The sequence below is a fragment of the Ignavibacteria bacterium genome, from assembly GCA_016873845.1.
Classification (GTDB): domain Bacteria; phylum Bacteroidota; class Ignavibacteria; order Ch128b; family Ch128b; genus JAHJVF01.
On the sequence record VGVX01000005.1, the window covers coordinates 12597 to 32230 of the forward strand.

Genomic DNA, 19634 nt, shown 5'->3' on the forward strand with positions numbered 1-19634 from the left:
TTCTGACACAATTAGATCAGAATAATGTGCTAATTGAATAACCTATCATACTCTCCTGAATTCAGGGTGGCTCGTTCTCTTTATTTAAGAATAAAAATGAAAAATATAATTAATTACTTGATTGTACTTATTTTATTTACAACAGAGATTTTCTCCTAAAATATTGAAACGGGAATCATTCAGGGAAAAGTTATTGACCGAACAACAAAGGGGCCGAATATCGCTGCTAATGTATTAGTAGTTGGAACACTCTTTGGTGCGGCAACTAATTTGGATGGAAAATTTTCCATAAAAAATATTCCAGTCGGCAGCTATCAGATAAGAGCAAGCGCAATCGGTTATTCCTCGAGAATAAAATCAGATTTGATTGTTAGTACTGCTAAACCATCCGTTGTTGAATTTGAATTGCTTGAAACAGTCATCGAAATAGAAGCAATAACTGTAACATCAGATTTATTTCAAACCGCACCGACCGAAGTAAATAGTATTACAAATTTCAGTTATGAGGAAATTCGGAGGGCACCTGGTGGTTTTGAAGATGTTGTCAGAGCTTTATCAGTATTGCCTGGTGTGGCGATAGCAGATCCTGGACGAAACGATTTAATTGTTCGTGGAGGCGCACCATCTGAAAATCTCTTTTTAGTTGATGGAATGGTTGTCCCAAATATAAATCATTTCGGCAGTCAAGGGGCGACAGGCGGACCATTGAGCTTTGTAAATTTAGATTTTGTGGAGGAATCCTCTTTTTCAACTGGAGGTTTTTCGGCAATTTATGGAGATAAACTTTCATCGGTATTACAGATTAAATTACAAGATGGAAGAAGCGACCGCATTGGGGGTAAGGGTACAATTTCTGCAACGCAGTTTGGATTTAATCTTGAAGGACCTCTGTCGAGCAATTCCGATTTTATTTTTTCTGTTAGGAGAAGTTATCTTGATTTTATTTTCAAAGCTGCTGGTTTTGGATTTGTTCCAGAATATTATGACGTTCTCTCGAAGTTCAATTATATACTCGACAACAATAATTCGTTTTCGTTTCTTTTCATAAGTGCTTTCGATAATGTCAAATTTTTTAATGAGACTGCAGATCAAAGATTCAGTAATTCACGGGCATTGGGAAGCGCTCAAACCCAATACGTAACAGGTATATCTTATCGGCATCTTTTAAAGAAGGGATTTTTCGATATAAGTCTAAATAGAAATTTTATTGATTTTAATACTTCACAAAGAGATTCACTATTAAATCCGATTTTCTTAAATGAATCACGAGAAGGAGAAAACACTTTAAAATTAGATTTTGTTTACAAGCTTTCACCAATGACAGAAATAAATTTCGGTGCACAAATAAAGCAGATTAAATTCAAAACTGATGTTAAACTTCCTTCGTTCTTAACGACATTCGGTGATACTTTGGAAATCTATTCGTTAAAAGCTGAAGAGATGTTCTTCAAATCAAACATTTATGCTCAATACAGCAACATGTTTTTCAATAGGATTAGATTAAATCTTGGAATACGTACAGATTATTTCAGTGCGATTGAACAAAAATTCACTTTCGGTCCGTGCCTCTCTTTATCTTATGCATTAACACCAATTTCAAATTTGAATTTCAGTACTGGAATCTATCACCAAAATCCATCTTACATTTGGCTTGCTGCTGATGAAGTGAATAGGAAGTTAAATCAAATCCAAGTTGAACATTATATATTAGGAGTTGACCATAGATTAAGAGACGATATAATAATGAAAGCTGAAGCTTTCTATAAAAATTATTCTAATTACCCTGCAAGTCTGCTTCGAAATTATGTTGTTCTTGCAAATACTGGGGCTGGTTTCGCAGGTGCAGAAGATAATTTTTCCTCATTTGGATTAGAAAAACTATCCAGTGGCGGAAAAGGTTTTTCTCATGGGATAGAATTCTCATTACAGAAAAAATCCTCAGTCATTCCCCATTATGGAATTTTCAGTTTAACGTATGGTGAAACTTACTTCACTGGATTGGAGGGGATTGAACGCGCTGGAACTTATGATCAGCGTTTGATAATTAATCTTAGTGCAGGCTATATCTTCAACAAAAAATGGGAAGCGAGTGTAAAGTTCCGATATGCTTCAGGCAAACCAAAAACTCCATTTAATTCTGATGGTTCACAAACTATCGCCCTATATAATACTGAAAGACTACCAAATACTCATTCTCTTGACATTCGAATAGACCGAAGATGGAATTTCCACGGTTGGAATCTAATCGCTTACCTTGATGTGCAAAATATTTATAACAGGAAAAATGTTAGTGTGAACCGCTGGAATCCACGAACAAAATCCGCAGATGAAGGATCGGCAATTGGAATTTTACCCTCAATTGGTGTGAGCATAGAATTTTGAATTATTAAAATATTTCTGTTCATGTTCTTCGGTTAAGTTTGCGTTGAGAGAATTGTTTTTTTAACTTTCGCACAAAATAAAAGATCAATTGTCCGAGCAATCTGGAAAACTTATTTTAATGCACATACATAACATAAGTTTAAATTTAAAAAGATTCTTTGCATTTATTGTTGATCTTCTTTTGCTTTCCATAATCTTTACTATCATTTACTTAAAATTCATTTACGACCTTCTAGATCCATTTGAAAATTCGATTTATCCAATCACGATAATCTTGTATATTCTTTTCCTCCAATTTTACTGCATCATATTTGAATATTTTACCTGGGGAACTTCACCTGGGAAATATCTTTATAAAATTAGAATTGCTTCAAAAGAATCAAATAAGTTAAGTATCACACGAATATTAATTCGCAATCTATCCAAAGTGATTTTATTCGTGCCGCCATTATTTTTGATGAATGAAGTCTATCTTTTTATTGCCCTTAAAAAGAAGTTTTCTGATCATCTATCCGATTCTGAAATTACTGAAGTTCTGAGAAAACTAAAGGTAAAGTTCAGTGAAAAAGAAAAACAATTGATTGATAGAGAACTGCAACAGCAGTTAAATATATCACTCCAATTCGATGAAATAAATTTGTTAAAAAAGTTTTATACTTCATCGAAATATTTAAACGAAGAATTTAAAAAGAATTTTCTTACAAAATTTTTGGATCATTTCTCAGAAAGAATTATCCTCACCTCAAAAGAAATAAGTGAAATTAATCCACACATTTTATTAACAAACATTCTCTATAAGCTAAAATATGTATAAAAAAATTTTCGTACCGATTATCTCGTTAATTTCAGTCGTGTTTATTGTCGGCTGCTCAACAACCACAGTGGTTCAAAATATTTATTATGTTAAACCATTCGACTGGCATCCGAAAGAAAAACAAGATTCAACAATAAATTCATATTCACAGACTTACATGGGATACACGATATTTATAGATCCAGGTCATGGCGGTACAGATAGAAGAAATAAAGGTCCAAAAGGATTGGCAATTGAAGCTGATCTGAATTTGAAAGTTGGACTTTACCTGCGCGATTATCTTCTTCGTGCTGGAGCTAAAGTAATAATGTCTCGTGATATTGATACATTCATCTCTCTCGATGATAGATCAAAATTAGCAAATGAATCGATAGCTGACGTTTTTATTTCTATCCATCACAATGCACCAGGTCGTGCTGGCGATGTATATACGAATTTTACTTCAACGTATTATCATGGTACTGCTAAAGATTATGTCTATGATCCATGCAATCATGATTTAGCAAAATATATTCAGCGTGATCTTGCATATGTCATGGGAAACAGCGGCGGGCTCGGCTCATTCGATGGAACATATTCTGATTACTGGATTTATCCTGGTGCTGGATTCTCAGTCCTTCGGAAGACTGTAATTCCCAGAGTGCTAGTGGAATGTGCTTTTCATACAAGTGAGTATGAGGAACAGCGGCTTATCGTTGACGAGTTCAATCAAATTCAGGCTTGGGGAATTTTTCGCGGACTCGGAAAATACTTGCGACAGGGAGTTATTAAATTGTATACACCAGAAACAATGAATTACATTACATCTGATCCGCAAATAAAAATATTCATTGATGATCAAGGAAGAGGAATTGATTCAACATTTTGTTTGGCACAAATAAATAAAGAGCCGGCGTATTCTATTTTTGGTGATGAGGAGGGTAAAAAAGTGCTTATCATCTCTCCAATGAGAGAGCTTCCTCCAGGTGAACATGAAGTAAACGCAGTTGTAAAAAATCTCAACGGGAATCATTCATTCCCATTTAGAAAAAAAATTACAGTTAGTTATTAAAAATTATCAATCTAATATTGAAAGGTTTTAATCCATGCTGAACTATGTCTGGATTGCTTTAATAATTCTTGGCATTGGGGTTGCATTATATTTTGATGTTTCTGATTCATCATCGAACAAATATCGAAATAAAGAATCTATTGAAGTAGAGTTTTATCCATCACCGCAAAATACTCAAATTCAAAAAGGAACATTGAATGGATCATTAAGAATAGATGAAAAAACATTTTCTGATTTTTACAATGTTGAATGCAAGGAAAGGATAGAATTAAGTGCAAAGCTTTCAATTGGTGAGGACAATCGAGGATCAATCTACCTAACGATTACTGACGCGGTGCCTGAGATCTGGAAAACAATGGCAAAAGCTTCTGGTGATAAAAATGATTTAACCGGAAATTTTACTTTTAAAGCTAAAGATGACGGATCAATCAAGTTAAACATAGCTTTTGAAGAAGTAAGCTTTGTGAAGATGAAAAATGTGACAAACGGAGTTTTGGATATTGTTAACGTAGCAGTGCAAATTGCCTTCGGACTGATTGGAATAATGGCTTTGTGGCTTGGTGTGATGAAAGTTGCGGAGGAAGCTGGATTAATTCGATTAATTGCTCGTGCAGTTAGACCAATCACTAAATTTTTATTTCCTGAAGTTCCACAAGAACATCCAGCAATGGGTTCAATGATAATGAATATATCTGCAAATATGCTCGGATTGAGCAATGCTGCAACTCCATTCGGATTAAAAGCGATGGAAGACTTGAACACCTTAAATGAGAATAAAGATACTGCAACTAACGCCATGTGTATGTTTTTAGCAGTCAATACTGCCGGCTTAACTTTAATACCAGCAACTGCGATTGCAATTCGTGCTGCTTCCGGTTCGAGTGATCCTGCGATCATTATCGGAACTTCTATTTTTGGCGCTTCATGTGCAACTCTTGTCGGTGTAACAGCAGCAAAAATATTTGAAAACATTGCAAGTGTGAAACAAGGTTTCGCAAACTGGATAAAAAATCATCTTAAAGCTATAAGCGTATTCTTTGGAATCTTACTGGCAGGTGTGTTAATTTTTGCAACTGGATTAAGTCTAGCACTTGGATCAATACTGAGCTTCGTAAATCCTGAAACGTTCAAATTAATAATCGGTTATATTTCTATCACTGCAATTCCATTTTTAATTTTTTCGTTTCTAACTTTTGGCTTGATAAAAAAAGTTAAAGTCTATGAAAAATTTGTTGAAGGAGCGAAAGAAGGATTCAATGTCGCAGTTAGAATAATTCCATACTTAGTTGCAATGCTGGCTGCAATTGGGATATTCCGGTCAGGCGGAGCAATGGACTTTTTAGTCTATGTTCTCACGCCAGTCACAAATTTTATTGGCATGCCCGCCGAAGCATTGCCAATGGCATTGATGAGACCTCTTTCAGGCAGCGGTTCGCTCGGTATCATGACTGAGATTATTAAAGTTCATGGACCGGATTCACTACTTGGAATTTTAGTCTCAACTTTTTTTGGAAGCACCGAAACAACTTTTTATGTCTTAGCAGTTTACTTCGGAGCGGTAAATATTCAAAAAACTCGTTACGCTTTGCCAGTTGGATTGATGGCAGATGTTGCTGGAATTCTCGGAGCAACATTTATTGTGAATCTTTTATTTAGTTGAAATTGAATTAAACTAAATTAGTAAATTTAGATTTAAGAATAGTGGTTAACGATCCATCAGCTGACGGATGATTTGATAAGGGAGTTATATGAATAAACATGAGTTAGAGGAACGACTGATAAATTTTGCAGTTTTAATAATTGAGATTGTAAATGAATTACCGCAAACAAAAGCAGCGATACATCTCTCAAATCAACTGATTCGGTCTGGTACTTCACCCGCACTGAATTATGGGGAAGCACAAAGCGGTGAATCGAGAAAAGACTTTATCCATAAAATTAAAATTGTATTAAAAGAATTGCGTGAAACATTTGTTTGCCTGAAAATTATTGACAAAGCAAAGCTCTACCAAGCGTCAGATCATACTTTAATGGAAAAAGAACTAAAACTAAAAAGTAAAATAGAGCGAGCATTGAAAGAAAGTAATGAATTGATCTCTATTTTTGTGAAAAGTGTTGAAACTGCACAAAGAAACATTGAGAGATAGCATTAAAAAAAATCAAAATTCATCAATCGTTAATCTGAAATCTATATTCAAAAAATATTTTAATCATGAATATGCATTATCTGTTCAATTCAATTGAGACTAAATATTGAAAAAGGTTTTCATCAATGCAATCATTCCAAAAATTGGGATAGATATTCTTAAAAAAAATAAAATCCGGGTAATTCGGAATAATTCTTACCTTCCGATTGCTAAATCTGAATTGATCAAGAAAGCGAAAGATTGCGATGCAATTATTTCTCTCTTGATAAATAAAATCGATTCGTCAATAATCGATAAAATTCCGAATCTGAAAATAATTTCAAACTATGCTGCAGGGTATAACAACATTGATATCAGGCATGCGAGCAGTAAAGGAATATGGGTTACAAATACTCCAGATGTTCTAACCAATGCAACGGCGGATGTAGCTTTTGGATTAATGATTGCCTGTGCGAGAAGATTTCGTGAAGCTGATATATTTACGCGAAAAGGGAAATTTAAAATTTGGCAATCGGATTTAATGCTTGGTAAAGAACTTTATAGAAAAAATCTTGGAATTATTGGAACCGGTAGAATTGGTAAAGCAGTTGCCAAGCGTGCGTATGGATTTGGAATGAATATATTTTACAATAATCTTGAGAGAAATTTACCGCTTGAAATTGAATTGAAAGCGAAATCTCTTCCGCTTAATAAATTGCTGAGTACATGCGATTTTATCTCAATTCATACTCCGCTTACACCAAAGACGTACCATTTAATAGATAAAAAGAATTTTGATAGAATGAAAAATGGTGTAGTATTGATTAATACTTCTCGAGGTGAAGTTATTGATGAAAAAGCTTTGGTTCAAGCTTTGAAGTCAGGAAAGCTATTTTCAGCAGGCTTAGACGTTTATGAATTTGAGCCAAAGATCACAAAAGAGCTTTTAAAATTTGAGAGTGTAATTCTCCTGCCGCACATTGGAAGTGCAACCGAAGAAGCACGAAACAAAATGGCTGAAATCGCCGCACAAAATGTTGTGAATGTGCTTAGTGGGAAAAAGCCAATAACACCGGTAAATAATTTATAATGTTTTGTTTTAGAAATTCTCTGGGATCTCAATGGTTCATTTAACTGCGTGGATTTATATTTCGGAGTTAATAAAATCCGCCAACAATTCCGCTTGCTTTAGAACTGTATCAATTGCTTTTTGTTGCTTATCGGGAGGATATCCATATTTTGTAAGAGTACGTTTAACAAGTACCATCAGTTTTGCTCTAGCACTCTCACGAATAGTCCAATCAATCGTTGTGTTCTTTTTAACCTTATCAGCAATTTCTCTTGCAATAGTTTTTAATGTTTCATCTCCCAAAACTTTTACCGCACTGTCATTCGTTTCAAGCGCATTGTAAAATGCAACTTCTTCAGTTGATAAACCAAGCTTCTCACCTTCTTTGTCAGATTCTTTTACTTCCTTGGCAATCCGTATAAGCTCCTCAATTATCTGCGCTGTAGTTAACAAATTATTTTGATATTTCTTTATTGCTGATTCAAGCATTTCTAAGAAAGCTTTGCTCTTTACAAGGTTTGTTCTTAACCGTGATTTGATTTCATCGTTCAGTATCTTCTTCAATAGTTCAATCGCAAGATTTTTATGGTTCATCCCTTGAACTTCCAACAGAAACTCATCAGATAAAATTGAAAGCTCCGGCTTTTCAATTCCGGCAGCTTCAAAAATATCAATGACTTTATCTGAAGTAATCGCTTGATCAACTATTTGTTTGATAGCAGTTTCAAAGCCCTCACCCCCGCTTTCCTGTCCGAAAATAGAAATACGATCTTTAGGATTAAGAGCGAGTTTCTGTCGGGGCTGTCTCAAAAGGTTCTCTCGATACATCCGTCAAACGACGGATTACTCGAGAACCTTTTAATTTTTGCGGTTTTCGAGTTTTTTCTGACAAAGTCAGAAAAATTATCGAGAAAACACAAGTTATGAGACAGCCTCTTAGAGGGGGCTTTGTAATGATCAGAATGCGCCTCAATAAACTTTTCACTTTGCACAAACATACCACCGCTGCCGCAGCAAGGATCGAACACTCTTCCTTCATAAGGTTCAAGCATTTCAACAAGCAATCTTACAACGCAGGTTGGAGTATAGAATTGACCGCCTTTCTTTCCTTCTGCTAAAGCAAACTGCCCTAAGAAATATTCAAACACTTTCCCAAGAATATCTTTACTCTGAGCTTCTTTTGTTCCTAAGGTTGCAGTGCTTAATAAATCTATTAGACTTCCCAAACTTGCCTTATCAAGTTTTTCTTGAGAATAGACTTTTGGAAGAACATCCCTAAGCGACTTTGGATTATCTTTCTCAATCGCTACCATAGCATCATCAATATCTTTTCCAATTGTAGGAAGCTTTGCACGACCTTGCAGCCATTTCCATCTTGCTGAGGGTGGAACATAAAATACATTCTCGGCTGTATATTCATTTTTATCTTCCGGATCAGCTCCTTCGTTTTTTAGTTCAACCAATTTTTGATAATGTTCCTCAAAAGCATCGGATATATACTTTAGAAATATCAAACCTAAAACAACGTGCTTGTATTCTGCAGCATCCATATTCTTTCGGAGTTTATCAGCAGCTTTCCAAAGCTTTTTTTCGAGAGGTTCTTCAGTATTTGATTTCTTTTTCTTCATAGTTACCTCATTAATTCCTAGTCCTTATCCAGGTAAACAATCCATTTGTATTTAACTTATACCGATATCCCAATAGTATTATCTAATCTATTACCCAAACTTATCATCGTGGGCAAAAATAGTTATTGAAGCGATGATAGACAAACGGAATTGTGTTTTCATCAACTATTGTAATGCATTCCACTAACAATATTCATAATTAATATTATTTACCATTTGTCTTTTCTTTAATTCAAATAAAATTTTAGTTAAATTGTCACAGTAGCTTCCAATAATATAAAAAACTTTATGCGTATAGGAATTTTAAAAGAGACACATTTTGAAGATAACCGCATTGCTTTAACTCCAGCCGGTATTCAATCACTTGTTGAAAAAGGGCATTCTGTCTTTGTTGAAAAAGATGCCGGGCTGCAAAGCAACTTCACTAATAATGAGTTTGAATCTGTAGGAGCGAAATTAGTTTACTCGCAGGAAGAAGCTGTCAATCGTTCTGAATTAATTCTAAAAGTATCACCATTTTCAGATGAAGAAGCATTGAAGCTTAATCCTGAGCAAATTATCTTCTCAGCACTTCATCTTTTCATGCGGAGAAAACTGGTTGACATTTTTCTTGAGAAAAAAATCACTTCCATTGGATTTGAACTTGTAGAAAATAAAGAAGGACATCTCCCAATACTTGGAGCAATGAGTGAAATTGCAGGGCAAATGTCGATTCAAATTGCAGCAAGATATCTTGAAAACAATTTCGAGATAAGCCGCGGCGTACTGCTTGGCGGAATTGCCGGAGTTGCACCTGCGGCAGTTGTAATTCTTGGTGCGGGAACAGTTGGAATTAATGCTTCACGTGCTGCAATTGGACTTGGAGCACAAGTAGTAATTCTTGACAAAGACATTCACAAGCTCAAACAAGTTGAAGAATTGCTCGGCAAGCATATTACTACAGTGGTGATGAATCAATACACCGTCGAGCGTGGAGTAAAATTTGCAGACGTATTGATTGGTGCCGTACTCATAAAAGGGGAAAAAGCGCCGCATGTTGTTACAGAATCAATGGTAAAATCTATGAAACCTGGTGCCGTGATTATTGACGTATCGATTGATCAAGGCGGATGTATTGAGACCAGTCGCCCCACAACACTTACAAATCCTGTTTATATTATGCATGATGTTATTCATTATTGTGTGCCGAACATTCCTGCACTGGTTGCGCGTACAGCGAGTTATGGTTTGAATAATATTGTTGTAGATTATGTTCAGCAGATTGCCGATTTAGGAATCGAAGAAGCCATGAAATCTAATGCAGGATTGACGAGTGGTGTCTGCACGCATAATGGAAGCTGCACAAACGAAACATTAGCAGAAATTTTTAATTTGGAGTATAGAAGAATTCATATCTTCTCAAAGAACTAAGGTTTAAGAATGGTACAGGAAATCTCGGAAGCAGCTAAAACAAAATCATATTTTTGGCTTGCAAATTATAAATCGAAATTAAAAACAGCTGAAGATGCTGTTAAAGTTGTAAAATCTGGCGATAAGATTGTGATGCACGGCAACTGTGCATTCCCGATGAATTTGATTAATGCTTTGGTGAATCGTAAGGATGAATTAGAAAATGTTTCGATACTTCATGCTTTGACTGTGGGGGATATACCATATTTACACTCTGGAATGGAAAAACATTTTTCTCATAATTCTTTTTTTATGGGAGCTGCTGCAAGAAAAGCAGTTAATGAAGGAAGAGCAGATTTCTCACCGATCTATTTGTATGAATATCCTTTGCTCTTTTCGAAAGGAGATATCAAACCTGAATTTGCATTTGTCCATTTATCCCCACCGGACGAACATGGATTTTGCAGTTACGGAGTGGAAGTCGGAATCATAAAAACTGCTGCGGAAAATTCACAGACAATAATTGCACAAGTCAATCCGAATATGCCCCGTGCGCTGGGTGACAGTTTCATTCACATCAACAAAATTAATTACATTGTCGAAGTTGATGAGCCGATCGCAGAACTTCCGCAGGAAAAGGGAGATTTATCGAATGAGATGCAGGATGTTTATACTAAGATTGGTAAGTATATTTCAGAATTAATCGAAGACGGCTCAACACTTCAGATGGGGATTGGGATCATTCCGGACTCTGTTATGAAATTCCTCGATACAAAAAATGATCTTGGAATTCATTCTGAAATGTTTTCGGATGGTGTGATCGATCTTGTAAATCGAGGAATAATTACAAATCGTAAGAAAAAACTGCATGCAGGTAAAACAATTGCTGGATTTGTTCTCGGCACCAAAAAACTTTATGATTACATTGACAATAATCCTTCAATCGAATTTCATCCACAAGAATATGTGAACGATCCATTTGTTATTGCCCAGAATCATAAAATGGTTGCCATCAATTCTGCAATTGAAGTCGATATCACGGGTCAAGTTTGTTCGGATTCGTTTGGATCAAAATTATACAGTGGATTTGGCGGTCAGGTTGATTTCATTCGAGGCGCCGCTCGTTCAGATGGAGGGAAGCCGATTATTGCACTTCCATCTACTACAAAAGATTTTACAATTTCGAGAATAGTTTCTACATTGCGTCCCGGTGCTGGTGTAGTAACAAATCGAGCAGATGTTCATTACATCGTTACAGAATATGGAGTTGCACAATTGCACGGGAAATCAATCCGCGAAAGAGTAAATGAAATGATAAAAATTGCTCATCCAGATTTTCGAGATGAATTAAAACACTTCGCAAAGAAAAATAATTATATTTAATGGTTGCAGTAATTGGTGATGTTCATGGGTGCATCAAAACGCTCACTGAACTTTACAATCAAATTAAGAATAAGCATCCGGAAACTGACGTTTACTGCGTCGGTGACTTGGTAGACCGCGGGAATTTCTCAGCCGAAACGATTGACTTTTGTCAAACAGAAGATATAAAATGTTGTCTTGGTAATCATGATTTAATGTTTTTGTCATACTTTCGAGATCCTTCTTCGGTTATGGGACGATCGTGGCTGTACAATGGCCATCTTTCGACCTTAAGTTCGTACAAAAATCGACCGATGAGCCTTGAACCGCATCTTGATTTTATTGAAAAATTAAAACTCTTTTACAATACCACCGATTGCTTCATCTGCCATGCTGGAATTTCAGTGAAATACAAAAAATATTTTAATGAATATGAGCTCGACGGATCAGATGATGATTTTATTCATCAAGTTCTGAGTCAGGATCTTGAATCAGGGTCATCGGTTCTTTGGGTAAGAAACAATTACTTGAAATTGAGTAAACTGCAAATCGTTGGGCATAGCCGTAAGTTTGAAATATTGTTTGATAAGAATTATCAGATGTATTTTATTGATACCGGATGTGCTTACGGCAATAAACTTACCGGCTTAATAGTCGATAATAATGTTGTCATTGAGAGATTAGAAGTTCCAGTATTCGCTGAAGATTTGATTGCTCGGTAAAAACTCAATGCAGAAAATTTTGGAACTGTTTGATAAAAAAATAGTAAATTTGCTTTGAATTTGAACACATATTTAATATGACTTACAGAAAACATAAACATCCTGCATCTTTCAGTCATCAATTTTCCCACCAGCATTGGAGTGTCTTATAGCTGACTTTCTACCGTAGCTTTTTGTACTTATTTGATTAGTAATAGCATAAGATACTTTTGAAGAAGTTAATTTTACATCTGCCAATTTTATTCATCCTATCGGCAAGCTTTTTTGCTTCAGGATTTGTTTTTGATCCCAAGCAGGAAGAGTTGTACGATAAATACTTATTGTTCGATGCAATTTTTCAAGAGATAATTGTAGAGAGTTTTAAGCATGATGATTCTCGCACGATTCCTAATGAAACAGTTTCATTTACTGATCATTCGCAGGAATCAAGGGGATTTTATCTCCCATGGTTGTCGCAAACTGCACTCTCCGATACAAATGATTTTGATAAGAGTGAAAAGATCGATGATGAAGGTGAACCGCAAGATGAGAATCTCCTCCTAACTGATACTACTCAAGTTGGACTTGATTCTGCAGCAATACTCGATTCCATTCTTAAAGCCGATACTCTTGCACTGGATTCAACAGCACGCTTAATTCAGTTTAAACACATAAGAAAAGATCCGATAACCGTTCCACTATTCAAGAAAAGGAAATATTCACTTTTTCTCGATAAGCCTGAAGGAAGTATTGTCCGTACAGTAAAATTAGATTCAACAGGCAGATTTGTTGAAATTCGAGAAACTCTTGATGGAAAAGATTATAGAGTAAGATTATTAATTCCATTGGAAGATTATGTTCAGCTTCGATTGGCTTATATCGATAGAAAGAATTGGGAGGAACTTGCGTACAAGTATGAAGCAAAACTTGGCAAGAAAGAGCTGGGAGACATTTTTGCGTCGATCACAAATATTGATATACCAATTCCCTCAAATCCTGTTCTTAGTATTTTCGGTCCTCCGAAAATCAATCTCCGGATAAGCGGTGCAGTTGATATTCGTGGTGCTTGGCGTAACGAAAGTACTGAGGGAATTACTGCTTCACGGCTCGGAAATGTTCGCAATGAACCAGATTTCAAACAAGATGTGCAGATAAATATTAGCGGTACAATTGGCGATAAGCTGAATATAACTGCTGACTGGAACACTCAGAATACATTTGAATACGAAAACCAGCTAAAGATCCGTTACACAGGATACACAGATGAAATTGTTCAAAGTGTAGAAGCTGGAAACGTTTCATTACAGACTTCTCCCCTAGTTGGAGGTGGTGAAGCGTTGTTCGGAGTCAAATCCCGATTTCAATTTGGTCCATTGATGCTGACTGCAATTGCAAGTCAGAAGAAAGGCGAAGTGAAAGAAAAAAGTTTAAGCGGTGGAGCAGAAGCGCAGACTTTTCAAAAGCGTGTGTATGATTATTCAACAAATCATTATTTTCTTGATACAGTTTATGCAGATACATCGCGGGACTTAAATCTTTTCAATAAATATTATGGCAATGCAACTCCAATTGAAATTCAATATTACCGAATTAAAGATATTGAAATATGGAAAACAGTTACGGGAATAATCAATCCTAAAGAAAGATTAGTTAATGCATATATTGATCTTCCTTCAAGAACAAAGACTTCAAAATATCCCGCATCTCTGCGAGGTGAAGTTAGTGTAGTTCCAGGAAGAGTGGAGACAGGAAGATTCATTAAACTTGAACCTTCTGAATATATTTTGCATGAAGCGACAGGATATGTGTCCTTCAGAACTCAAGTAAATGAAACGGATGCAATAGCAGTTGCATACAGAATGGAGGGCGATCCAGGACCTGAGAATGATTTATATTTCGGGGAGTTCATTGCGGACGTAACTGATACAGTCACGCTCATTTTAAAATTAATAAAACCGGCTAACCTGCAGCCGCAGTTTCGCACAGCATGGAAACTTCAGCTTAGAAATATTTATCCGCTTGGTGTGCGTGACGTGAAGGAAGATGGATTTGCATTTGATATTAAATACGGAATTACTCTTGATGACGCTCGGAATGATATTGGTGGAGTGAAATTTTTGAATGCATTTGGATTGGATTTAATAGACGATTCAAAAAACGCTCGACCAGACGGCAAATTCGATTTTTTACCGGGAAAAACAATTAATCTTTCAACAGGGGAAATAATTTTCCCTGTGCTCCAACCGTTCGGAAGGAATTTACCTTCCAGTCTTTCGGATACACTCGCCTACTTGAAAGTCTATGATACGCTTCAAGTGTTCGCTAAACAAGATCGCGAGAAGGACAAATTCATTCTCGTTGGTCAATCCAAAGGAAGTTCCCGTAATTCATATAATCTTGGATTTAATATTGTAGAAGGGAGTGTTCGTGTTAAACTTGACGGAAGAGAATTGCTGCCTAATGCTGATTATATGGTAGACTATAATACCGGACAGCTCATAATTCGGAATGAACAAGCACTTCTCCCAAATGCCGATCTAAGAATTACATATGAAGAAAATACTTTATTCCAATTAGCTGCAAAATCTTTATTGGGTTTGCGTGGAGAATTTAAATTTTCCAATAAAACTTTCTTAGGTTTTTCGATGTTGAATCTCAATCAGCAAACTTTAAGTGATAAAGTACGAATTGGCGAAGAACCGCTTCAGAATTCAATTTATGGAATTGACGCACGAACAAGTGCCGATCTGCCATTCATTACCAAACTCTTAAACAATGTAATCTCAACACGCGAAATGTCTACTTTTGCATGGCGGGGTGAAGCCGCATATATCAATCCCGATCCTAACACAAAGAAAAGTACAATCATAAGTGATCAAGGAGAAAGTGTTGCTTATGTCGATGATTTTGAAGGAGCCAAACAAACACTTTCGATAGGAGTTCATTATACTTCGTGGAAAAACTTAAGTCCGCCTAAAACTATTGAACGGCTTGGTGATATACCTGATTCAACCAAAATGGGATACAAAGCAAAAACATATTGGTACAACGAACTTCCGAGCAATGTTAGTGTTAAGGAAATCTGGCCACAGAAATCTGTTGCAAGAGGTGAAGATCATGTCACTGTCCTTGATTTGATTTATTCCCCATCCTCGAGAGGAGAGTTTAATTATAATCCATCTCTTTCAGTTCGTGAGAATAATTGGGGAGGAATGATGAAAATGTTATCCTCAACTACTTCAAATCTTGTTGAACAGAATATCGAATTCATAGAATTCTGGATAAGACCCGATAAAGTCGCTCAAGACGGAAGAATGTACATTGACCTCGGCAGAATAACCGAAGATATCATTCCTAACAATAAACTCGATACAGAAGATAAAAATTTGAACGACCTGATCGATGAAGGTGAAGATGTTGGTTTAGATGGTTTAACAAATGCACAAGAACTTGCCCGATGGCCTGCACTCGGTCCCGATCCCAGTGGTGATAATTTCTCATTTTCACTAGCATCAAAAAATTATACACTTATAAATGGGACTGAGGGAAACGCTGCTTTAACTGATGCCGGGAGATTTCCAGATACTGAGGACATGAATAGAAACGGCGTTCTTGATCGTGTGAATAGTTATTATACTTATGAAATTAAACTCGATACATCTCGAATTTCAAATCCATATGTTGTCGGCGGCGGTACAGGTACAAGATGGTATCAAATAAGGATTCCATTAAGAGATTATTCCCGCAAGGAGGGAGATCCGAGTTTTACACTTATTGAGAACATTCGCGTATGGTTCAATGGATTTAAAGACAGTGTTCATGTTCGGCTTGCTGAATTTAATTTGGTCGGTAACCAATGGCAGAAATTAAACAAAGAAGATAACGTCTTAAATCTTTCTGTAGTTAACATTGAAGATAACTCGCCATTTTATTACAGCCCGCCGGATGTTCAAAGAGAATTGGATCGCACGCAGCAAACAAGCACAGAGGAAAGGATCTATAAAAACGAGCAATCACTTGCAATGATTTACGAAGGCTTGAAAGAAGGAAAATCAAGTTATGCTGTCAAGTACTTATTCCGACCGATAGATGTTTTCAATTATCGTGAAATGAAATTCTATTACCATGGAGAACGATCAATGATGGGGGGTGATCTAGTCTTTCGTTTCGGTGTGGATACAAATAATTACTATGAATATAGAGAGCCCATCAGAAATGATTGGCAGAACATCGGAATAAAGTTCAAAGAAATCACAGCGATTAAACAGAGAAGAGATACGATCGGCAAAACCATAACTGTTCCAGTTGAAAATGGACCTCCTAATTCATTCTATACAGTGAAAGGAAATCCAAGTCTTACTGTCGTAAGTATATTTATGGTAGGAGTTGATTTCCCTGCAGATAAAAATGCGAATTTGCATTCGAACGATATTTCCGGACAGATCTGGGTGAACGAACTCCGTTTAATTGGAGCCGATGATAGAGAAGGGTGGGCATACTCAACTAATGTTTCACTCAAGTTGGCGGATTTTATAAATATTTCAGCAAATTTGAACGAGACTAACCCATTCTTTCACCCGCTTGAACAAAGATTCGGATCGCGTGTATCTTCTCGTGGTTGGGGAGTCTCTGCAGATATCGATATAGTTAAACTATTGCCGGCAGATATGCGGCAAAGTTCTCTAAGATTCAGTTATTCACATACCGAAAATATTGGTAAACCTCTTTATCTACCGGGTACAGATATTTTGGTGGAAGAGGCAGCTAAACAAATTTATGAAAAAATGATCAATGAAGGGGAAGACGAACGTGCCGCTCAAGCAGAAGCAGATGCTCTAAAAACGAGTTCACAAACCGTCGGAACGTCAGATACATACTCACTTCCAAGTATTAGAATTAAAATTCCGACTGACTTTTGGCTGATCCGAGATACATGGAATAATTTGGGATTCGCTTTTAATTACAATAAATCTTTCAGCAGAAATCCTGTTACTCAATCGAATACAACATGGGTTTGGAATTTTTCAACAAATTACTCCTACACCTTTAGTCCTGAAAATTATTTCAAAGCAGTTGACATTCCATTTCTTGGAACCGTTTTCGAACTTTTCGAAGACTTGAAGAATTTGAGATTTTATTATACTCCAGCAACTACATCATTCGATTTTACAGCAACGAGGAATCGCGGAGAAAATGTAACTCGAACTGATCCAAATAGACCAAATGTAACTCGAGATTTCAGAACCACAAGACGTTTTCAATTTGGCTGGAAATTCATTGAGGGAGGTTTCTTAAATCCATCATTGAATTATAGTATCGATTTTGGAAGCAGTCTTGCACACATAGAAACATATCTTGATTCAGTTCCGAGTAGTCTCCCCGGAAAAGATTCGGTCTTCGAAGTTCAAAGAAGCGAGAAAGAAATTTGGTCAGACATTTTTGGCGGAAATCTTTTTGGAAGAGATAATTCTTTCAATCAAAGAATTGAAATTCGTACACAACCAAAGCTGCCGTCAATATTTGAATTGGATAAATTCCTGAATATCACGATGGGTTATTCTGTTGATTACCGATGGCAGAATGACTTCAGACAAGCTGAGCTTGGACGTGCGGCAAGTTTTGCAAATAATATTACTTTCGGAATGAATTTCAGATTGAAACAGCTATTCGATCCATTGTTTAAAGAGTCACCTGATCAGTCGGCGCCGCAACAGCCGCAGCAGCCGGATCCGAGAAGCCGAGAGCGAAGGAAACCAAGAATTCAGGAAGAAGATGAAGACGGACCTGCACCAGATACAACTCAAGTAATCGAAGAACCTGTTGATGAAACTCCAAAACAAAGTCCTGTTACTTCCGTTTTATTAATGCTCAAATCAATTTCGAAATGGCTCTTTTTTGATTATGAAAACATTTCAATAAACTTCACTCAAGGGAATACTTCGGCAAATTCCGGGCTCGCAGGTGAAGGTACAGGAATTACAAATTTGTGGAATTTCTGGCTGCCTAATCGAAATGAGCAAGGACCATCGCGGCTTTACCAGCTTGGATTAGATTTTAAAGCTGGACCTCGTGCCACGAGAGGAAATTTAACCGATGCTGTCGGACAAAGAAATAATCTTGACTTCAGAACATCGAGGCCATTGTGGGAAGGTGCCAGGATTGATTTAACGTGGAAGGTCGGTTGGTCTTATAATAAAAATACATCATTGCAAACAGATTCGCTTGGAAATGTTAACGTCGTAAACTTTGCTTCAACTGGTACAACTGATAGATCGTTCTTGACTTTTCCTCCGGTTCTGATTTTCAGTTTCTTTGGAAACGGTATTAAGAAAGTTCATGAACTGTACGATGTCGAAGCGGAGAATCAAACTGAAAATCTCGCAAACGCTTTCGTTGAAGGATTTGAAACATTCCCAATTTTGGGAAAACTTCCAGGTCTTAAACAATTCATCAGATACATTCCGCGACCGAACTGGAGTTTGAGCTGGGATGGATTAGAAAAATTTTTCTTATTTAGTTCGTTTGCACAGAGAGTTTCTTTAAATCATGCATATACATCGAGTTATACGCGAGGATGGAAAATCAATCCAGATGGAAACGAAGAAACCCAAGCACAAAAAATATCTTATGGATTTCAACCGTTTTTGGGATTGTCAATGACATTTCTTCCTCTTTGGGGAGGGAATTTAGGAGCGAATATTAAATTCGGAGCGAATGTCTCTTACGATTTGGGATTAGCAACGAAAAACATTACGGAAACATTTCAAAATGATATTAATGTTTCCATCAATTTTACTAAGTCCGGATTCGAGCTTCCTTTATTTGGTATCTCTTTGAAAAATGATATTGATATTTCTATTTCGTATACTCAAATGAAAAACTCGACAGTTATTTACGATATGCTAAAATTCAAGGAAGAAGGAACACCGCAGGACGGCACTACGCGAGCAACAATTGAACCGAGAATTAAATATGTAATGAGTTCGCGAGTAACGCTTTCAATCTTTTACAAACGATCCAGTGTTACACCAGAAGGAGCTTCGCGGATTCCACCAACAACGACAAATGAAGCAGGATTAGATGTACGAATTACAATTTGAAACAAGAGTTTG

General features: G+C 36.5%; 11 protein-coding genes and 1 pseudogene. 10 read left to right on the forward strand and 2 right to left on the reverse strand.

The genetic code is table 11. The features are described 5' to 3' along the window. The first annotated feature begins 96 nt into the window (after positions 1-96). The 6 genes and pseudogenes from FJ213_02430 to FJ213_02455 all read left to right on the forward strand — a co-directional run bounded on the left by FJ213_02430 (position 97) and on the right by FJ213_02455 (position 7463). Positions 97-2382, forward strand: a pseudogene (locus FJ213_02430) (TonB-dependent receptor). Positions 2383-2500: 118 nt separating this feature from the next. After that, complete coding sequence (locus tag FJ213_02435) at positions 2501-3196, forward strand: RDD family protein (GenBank protein ID MBM4175017.1); 696 nt, start codon at positions 2501-2503, stop codon at positions 3194-3196. Then, on the forward strand, positions 3189-4247 hold the full coding sequence (locus tag FJ213_02440) for an N-acetylmuramoyl-L-alanine amidase (GenBank protein ID MBM4175018.1): 1059 nt from the start codon (positions 3189-3191) through the stop codon (positions 4245-4247). Before FJ213_02435 ends, FJ213_02440 begins: the two co-directional genes overlap by 8 nt. Before the next feature lie 34 nt (positions 4248-4281). Then, complete coding sequence (locus tag FJ213_02445; protein ID MBM4175019.1) at positions 4282-5907, forward strand: nucleoside recognition protein; 1626 nt, start codon at positions 4282-4284, stop codon at positions 5905-5907. An 88-nt stretch (positions 5908-5995) separates the two neighbouring features. Continuing rightward, positions 5996-6394 (forward strand): four helix bundle protein, encoded by a 399-nt coding sequence (locus tag FJ213_02450; protein ID MBM4175020.1) that lies wholly within the window; start codon positions 5996-5998, stop codon positions 6392-6394. Positions 6395-6500: 106 nt separating this feature from the next. After that, positions 6501-7463 carry a D-glycerate dehydrogenase gene (locus FJ213_02455; protein ID MBM4175021.1) on the forward strand — a complete coding sequence of 321 codons (963 nt, stop codon included), beginning with the start codon at positions 6501-6503 and terminating at the stop codon, positions 7461-7463. A 54-nt stretch (positions 7464-7517) separates the two neighbouring features. Here the strand turns inward: FJ213_02455 and FJ213_02460 are convergent, their stop codons facing one another. Further along, on the reverse strand, positions 7518-8270 hold the full coding sequence (locus FJ213_02460) for a DUF3387 domain-containing protein (GenBank protein MBM4175022.1): 753 nt from the start codon (positions 8268-8270) through the stop codon (positions 7518-7520). Continuing rightward, a complete protein-coding gene (locus FJ213_02465) occupies positions 8249-9070 on the reverse strand; it encodes an SAM-dependent DNA methyltransferase (GenBank protein ID MBM4175023.1) in 822 nt (273 codons plus the stop codon). The genes FJ213_02460 and FJ213_02465 overlap by 22 nt, the downstream gene beginning before the upstream one ends. 288 nt (positions 9071-9358) lie before the next feature. Here FJ213_02465 and ald point away from each other — a divergent pair, with 288 nt between their 5' ends. From ald to sprA, 4 genes are all read left to right on the forward strand, one after another. After that, complete coding sequence (ald, locus tag FJ213_02470) at positions 9359-10480, forward strand: alanine dehydrogenase (GenBank protein MBM4175024.1); 1122 nt, start codon at positions 9359-9361, stop codon at positions 10478-10480. Between the two features lie 9 nt (positions 10481-10489). Further along, positions 10490-11842 carry an acetyl-CoA hydrolase/transferase family protein gene (locus FJ213_02475; GenBank protein MBM4175025.1) on the forward strand — a complete coding sequence of 451 codons (1353 nt, stop codon included), beginning with the start codon at positions 10490-10492 and terminating at the stop codon, positions 11840-11842. Beyond that, positions 11842-12543 carry a diadenosine tetraphosphatase gene (locus FJ213_02480; protein ID MBM4175026.1) on the forward strand — a complete coding sequence of 234 codons (702 nt, stop codon included), beginning with the start codon at positions 11842-11844 and terminating at the stop codon, positions 12541-12543. Before FJ213_02475 ends, FJ213_02480 begins: the two co-directional genes overlap by 1 nt. A gap of 209 nt (positions 12544-12752) precedes the next feature. After that, positions 12753-19622 (forward strand): cell surface protein SprA, encoded by a 6870-nt coding sequence (gene sprA, locus FJ213_02485; GenBank protein MBM4175027.1) that lies wholly within the window; start codon positions 12753-12755, stop codon positions 19620-19622. Positions 19623-19634 lie beyond the last annotated feature (12 nt).